General features: G+C 73.1%; 5 protein-coding genes. 1 reads left to right on the top strand and 4 read right to left on the bottom strand.

The features are described from left to right. Positions 1-142 precede the first annotated feature (142 nt). The 4 genes from AC2W7A_RS08235 to AC2W7A_RS08250 all read right to left on the bottom strand — a co-directional run bounded on the left by AC2W7A_RS08235 (position 143) and on the right by AC2W7A_RS08250 (position 4,511). Entirely contained in the window at positions 143-862 is a 720-nt protein-coding gene (locus AC2W7A_RS08235; protein ID WP_485990937.1) for a dienelactone hydrolase family protein, read from the bottom strand. A gap of 364 nt (positions 863-1,226) precedes the next feature. Further along, entirely contained in the window at positions 1,227-3,167 is a 1,941-nt protein-coding gene (locus tag AC2W7A_RS08240; protein WP_485990932.1) for an AMP-dependent synthetase/ligase, read from the bottom strand. Further along, positions 3,164-3,883 (bottom strand): DUF1295 domain-containing protein, encoded by a 720-nt coding sequence (locus tag AC2W7A_RS08245; protein ID WP_485990933.1) that lies wholly within the window; start codon positions 3,881-3,883, stop codon positions 3,164-3,166. The genes AC2W7A_RS08240 and AC2W7A_RS08245 overlap by 4 nt, the downstream gene beginning before the upstream one ends. 85 nt (positions 3,884-3,968) lie before the next feature. Beyond that, positions 3,969-4,511, bottom strand: a complete 543-nt coding sequence (locus tag AC2W7A_RS08250) for a YceI family protein (RefSeq protein ID WP_485990934.1) — start codon at positions 4,509-4,511, stop codon at positions 3,969-3,971. 373 nt (positions 4,512-4,884) lie between these two features. On the opposite strand from AC2W7A_RS08250, the gene AC2W7A_RS08255 reads away from it, so the two are divergent. Beyond that, positions 4,885-5,859, top strand: coding sequence for an HpcH/HpaI aldolase/citrate lyase family protein (locus tag AC2W7A_RS08255; RefSeq protein WP_485990935.1), 975 nt, complete (start codon positions 4,885-4,887; stop codon positions 5,857-5,859). Positions 5,860-6,195: the final 336 nt, after the last annotated feature.

A 6,195-nucleotide genomic window follows, 5' to 3' on the forward strand; every position in this document is an offset into this window, starting at 1 on the left:
CGGAGCGGTTCGAGCGCGCAGGCCCGCCCCCGGCTGGCCTTGCCGGTCGCGCCGCCCTTGCCTCCGCCGGACCTGCCCCCGGAGCGACCGGAGGCGCCGGAACGGCCTCGGCCGCCGGCGCCTGAGCGGGATCCTCCCCGGCTCAGCGGACCTTCCCCTTCAGGAAGTCCACCGCACGGGACCAGGCCTGCGTGGCCTCGGCCTCCTGGTAGTTGCCGGCGGGGTTCTCGTCATTGTGGAAGGCGTGGTCCGCGTCGTAGTAGAAGAACTCCACCTCGGCGCCGGACTCCTCGCGGATCTGCTGCTCCTGCTTGCGGGCCTCCTCCACGGGGAACATCTGGTCCTTCTCCGCATAGTGGCCCTGCACGGCGGCCTTGATGCCGGCGAAGGAGCCGGGCACGCCCTGGCCCACGCCGTAGAACGGCACGGCGGCGGAGACCTTCTCGCCCTGCTGCTCGGCCAGGGACAGCACGAAGCCGCCGCCCATGCAGAAGCCGATCGCGCCGACGGTCCCGCTGGTCACCTCGTCTAGGGACAGCAGGTGGTCCACGGCGGCGCCGAGCTGGCGGGCGCCCTCCTCGGCGGGCAGGTTCTCCATCATCTCGCCGGCCTCGTCGCCGTCGTGGGCGATCCAGCCGCCGAAGAGGTCCGGGGCGAGGGCCACGAAGCCCTCCTCGGCCAGGCGGTCGCAGACGTCGCGCATGTGGCGGGTCAGGCCCCACCACTCCTGGATGACGATCACGCCCGGGCCCTTCCCGGACTCCGGGAACGCGATGTAGCCGTGGCCGGTCTGGTCGTCGCCGGACGCCTTGGTGGGCAGGTCGAACGACGTGTTCTGGTACGGGGTCTTCGATGCCATCATCATGCTCCCCACCCTAGGCGCGGCCCCCGATCCACCGCGAGGGCTCTCGCCCTCCGCGGAGAGGCACCGCCCGCCTCCCGACGACGGCCCCTCGCCTCGGCCGCCCGGCTCGCCGGAACGCACGACACCCCCACGATGCACGACGCCGGGGCCTCCGTGCGACGACCCGCGTCGCGGGATGAGACGATGCGGGCCGTGAAGATTCGGCACCGGTGTGCGGCCGGTGGACTCACGGCGACGCAGGACGAGAGGGTGGTCCCCCTCTTCTGTACTTCAGGGTAACCGAAACCCCGCCGTGCCCCCAGAGGTCGGGGCACCCGGACAGGCGCGGGAGCCCAGGTCACCCCGGGCTCCACCGAACCCGTCAGACCCGCCGGCCCGGCAGCAGGTGCGCGATCCGCTCGGCGAGCGCCCCACGCTTGAGCTTCTGGGTGGGGGTGAGCAGCTCGGCGAGCTCCTGGGCGTCCGGCAGCAGCACCGTGAAGGAGCGCAGCCGCTCGGGGGCCGGCACCCGCTCGTTCGCGGCCTCGATCGCCGCGCCCACGGACTCGCGGATCCGCTGCTCGGTGATCTCGAGCATCCGGGTGGCCTCCGCGGCACGGTCGGCGGCACGCTCCCGCAGCTCGCCGGCACGCTCTCGCAGCGCCTCGCCGCCCTCCCGCAGCCGCTCGGCCACGCCCTCGGGGACCTGCCAGTCCGGCAGGGTCCGCTGCAGCCACGCGGACAGGGCCTCGCGGTCCAGCAGGATCATGGCGGTGGGGTGCGGCATGCCGTCCCCGAGCACCACCGCATGGCCGACGGCCGGGTGGGTCTCCACGTCCCGCTCCCAGCCGGCGGGGTTGATGGTCTTGCCGCCGGAGGTGACCACCACGTCACGGGAGCGGCCCGTGAGGGTGAGCCGGCCGTCGTCGTCCAGCTCGCCGAGGTCACCGGTGCGCAGCCACGGACCCTCGAAGCTCGTCTCGGTCTCGGCAGGGTCCACGTAGCCGGCGAACACGCCGGGGCCGGAGATGAGGACCTCGCCCTCGTCCGAGATCCGCACGGACGTGCCGGGCATGGGCCGGCCCACGGAGCCGGGCCGGACGTCGTCAAGACGGTTGCCGGTGGCCGGCGCGGTGGTCTCGGTGAGCCCGTAGCCCTCGATCACCGGGATGCCCGCGCCGATGAAGAACCGGGTCAGGGCCGGGTTGAGGGCGGCGGCGCCGCAGAGCAGGTAATCGATCCGCCCGCCGAGCCGCTTCCGCAGCTTCGCGAAGAACAGGCGGTCGTAGAGCCGCAGCCTCAGCCGCTGCCCGCGCGACGACGGCACGGTCGCCTCGCCGAGGCGCCTCGCCCCCTCGGCGGTCGCCAGGGCGACGGTGTCCTCCCAGAACCGCGTCAGGTGCACCTTCGCGGCGTTGGCAGCCGCGGCCTCGACGATCTTCTCCAGCACCCGCGGCACGACCATGAGGAAGGTCGGGTGCAGCTGGGCCAGGGACGCGACGGCCTGCTTCGGCTGGGCCACGTGGGCGACCCGCATGCCGCGCGAGAGGCAGACCATCTGGACGCCGCGGGAGAGCACGTGGGCCAGGGGCAGGAAGAGCACGGTGGCCCCCTCGGGCCGCACGAAGCCGGAATAGGCCGCGGCCACGTTGAGCACCTGGTGGACGAACGAGCGGTGCAGGATCCGGGCGCCCTTGGGGACGCCGGTGGTGCCGGAGGTGAAGACGATCGTGGCGACGTCGTCCAGGCCGCGGGCGGTGCGGGCGGCCTCGAGCTCCTCGTCCGTGACGTGGGCGCCGGTGGCGGCGAGGTCGGACAGGTCCCCGCGGAGCAGCGCCGAGGAGCCGGCGGAGCGGTCCATGGTCCACACGCCGATCGCGCCGTCCCGGCCCGCCAGGACGCCGGCGAGGGTCTGGGCGAGCTCGTCCGTGCCGGCGACCGCCAGGCGCACGTCCACGGCCTCGGCGATGTGGGTCATCTGGGAGGCCGGGGCCGAGTCGAACATGGGGACCACCACGGCGCCGGCGTACAGGGAGGCCAGGTCCATGAGGGTCCACTCGTAGCGGGTGGCCGCGCAGATCGCCACGTGGTCTCCGGGGCAGATGCCGACGGCGATCAGACCCTTGGCGAGCTCCCGCACGCGGCGGCGGAAGTCCGCGGTGGTGACCGCCGTCCAGGGCTCGGACGGGTCCGCGTCCGGGTGGCGGACGTCGAAGGCGATCGAGTCCGGGTCCTCCGCGGCGCGGACCTCCACCAGGTCCGTGAGGTTGTGCAGCGTGTCCGCGGAGACGAGCTCCGGCTCGTGGTGTTCGCGCAGGCTCATGCCTTCTCCTTCGGTGCGCTCAGCCGGGGGATGAACACCGGGGTGCGTTCACGGTAGGCACGGTAGTCGGTGCGGTCGCCCCAGCGCTCCTGCGCCTGCTTCTCCTGCAGCGGAACCCCGGAGATCCTGGTCAGCAGCACGGTGACGAAGACGGGCGAGACCAGCCCGATCCACTGCCAGCCGGACAGGGCCGGGGCCGCCACGATCAGCACGCCGATCCAGAGGGTGATCTCGCCGACGTAGTTGGGGTGGCGGGAGCGGGACCAGAGGCCGACGTCGATGAACTCCCCCTGATTGGCGGGGTCGGCCTTGAAGCGCGACTTCTGGCGGTCGGCGACGGCCTCGATGCCGAAGCCGAGCATCCAGACGGCCACGCCGAGGACGGCGAGCCAGCCCAGCGGGGCGCGTTCGGCGGAGGTGACGGCGGTCCAGGCGGTGAGCAGCCAGGCGCGGGGGTCGGGGTCCGCGGCGAGCATCAGTCCGAGGGTGACCGTGATGTAGGTGAGGGAGCCGGTGAGGTCGAAGAACCGCTCCGTCTGCCCCAGGTAGGACGGCACGAACACGATCCACTGGATGAGGAACGCGGCCAGGACTCCCCACAGGATCAGCGGCAGGCCCGCCCGGACCTGACCGCCGTCCGTGGCGGCCCAGGCGAACAGCAGGCCCAGGACCAGCACGACGACGTTGACGGTCAGGCGCTTCACAGTGGAGGACATGAGGGACATTCCCCCCCCTGTGAGAGCGGCTTCTCCCACCGTGCGCCGGGCCGGCGGGACGGCGGCCCGCGCACGGTGGACGGGGTCAGCCCTCCTGCGGGAGCACGAAGGCGGCGGAGATCTCCAGCTTCACGGAGTCGGAGACGAGCACGCCGCCGGCCTCGAGGGCGGCGTTCCAGGTGAGGCCGAACTCCTTGCGGGAGAGCTCGCCCTCGGCCTCGAAGCCCACGCGGGTGGCGCCGAAGGCGTCCACGGCCTGGCCGCCGAGCTCGGCCCGGAGCTCGACCGGGCGGGTGACGCCGTGCAGGGTCAGCTCGCCGGCGAGGGTGAAGGACTCCGCGGAGCCGGACACGGAGGTGGAGCGGAAGGTCATGGTGGGGAACTGCTCGACGTCGAAGAAGTCGGCCGAGCGCAGGTGGCCGTCACGCTGCTCGTTGCCGGAGTCGATCGAGTCGACGGCGATCTCCACGGCCACGGTGGAGGCGGTGAAGTCCTCGGCGAGGGTGAGCTCTCCGGAGACCTCGCCGAAGGAGCCGCGCACCTTGGAGATGCCGGCGTGGCGGACGACGAAGTCGACGTCGGTGTGGGCGGGGTCGAGGTTCCAGGTGCCGGTGGTCAGCGAGGTCATGACTGCTCCTTGAGGGGGTCGGTGGGCGATGGCGGCGGGGGGCACGGGGCCTTCCCGCGCCGCCGATTACTTCATGATTGAAGCATGTGCCTTCATTTGTACCCGGGAATGGTTCACGATGCAAGCAAATACGTCCCCCGGTCCGCGTGAGCCCTCTCACAGAGTGGACAGGCGGGGCCCGCACACGGCGGCCCGCCCTAGGGTGGCGGGACGGCCACCACCCACGGCCGTGCCCCGCGTGAACCCCACGCCCTCCGGCGGACCCACCTCCCGTCCGCTGCGACCGCCTGCTGCGCGCCCACCGGACCCGCACGGCCGTCGCCGACCCACAGCACACGTGCGCGTCCGCGCACCCTGCCCCGGAGGCACTCCCATGACCACTCCCCTGTCCTCGATCGCCCCCTACACCGCCGGCACCGGCACCTTCACCGCCGCTCCCGGCCAGCGCATCGACCCCACCCTCGCCCGTTCCTGGCTGCTGGTGAACGCGGCGCAGCCCGAGCGGTTCGCCCCCGCCGAGGCCTCGGCCGCGGACATCGTCGTCCTGGACGTGGAGGACGCCGTGGCCCCCAAGAACAAGGACGCGGCCCTGCAGAACGCGGTCGACTGGCTGACGTCCGGCCACACCGGATGGGTCCGCCTCAACGGCTACGGGACCCCGTGGTGGGAGCAGGACATGACGGCCCTGGCCGACGCCCTTCCCGCCTCCCTCGGCGGCCCGGTGCAGGAGGGCGGGCTCGCCGGGGTGATCCTGGCGATGGTGGAGTCCACGGACCACGTCAACGAGACCGCCGCCCGGCTGCCCGGCATCCCCGTGGTCGCCCTGGTGGAGACCGCCCGCGGCCTGCAGCGTGTGAACTCGATCGCCGCGGCCCGCGGCACGTTCCGCCTGGCCTTCGGCATCGGCGACTTCCGCCGTGACACCGGCCTGGGCGAGTCCCCGATGGCCCTGGCGTACACGCGCTCCCAGTTCACGATCGCCGCGAAGGCCACCGGCCTGCCCGGCCCGATCGACGGTCCCACGGTGGGCTCCACCGGTGCCAAGCTGGCGGAGGCGACCTCCGTGACGGCCGAGTTCGGCATGACCGGCAAGATCTGCCTGGCCCCCGAGCAGTGCGCCGCCGTCAACGAGGGCCTCAGCCCGTCCCAGGAGGAGCTTGCCTGGGCCCACGAGTTCCTCGCGGACTTCCAGGCGGACGGCGGCGAGATCCGCAACGGCTCGGACCTGCCCCGCAAGGCCCGGGCGGAGAAGATCCTCTCCCTGGCCGCGGCGTTCGGCGTGGAGTCCACCCGCTACCCGGACCAGGACAACGCGCCGGCCGCGCCCTCGGACACCTATCACTACTGAGTCGCGAGAGGTGCGGGGGCCGTCGGGCAGGCGCCCGTCTCGGCACCCGCACCTCCCCGGCGTGGCCTCGGCGGAGCATCGCGTTCGCACCGCTTCGCTATCCTGGGGTCCTGTCCGGCGGTGGAGCCGGACGTGCTTGCCGCCCACCTCGCACTCGGAGACCCCCATGCCGCGACCGCATCGCACCCATGACACTGCCGACATCGCCGCCGAGGCGGGTGCGCCGAGGGTCACCGCTGCGGTCCGTCCCCGGGCACTCGCGGTCGGCCGGGGTGCTGCTCGCAGCGGGCCTGCTGCTGACCGGCTGCGCCGGCACGGACGGCGAGCAGACCGCGG

This window comes from Micrococcus sp. LASM2_SD2, from assembly GCF_057364565.1.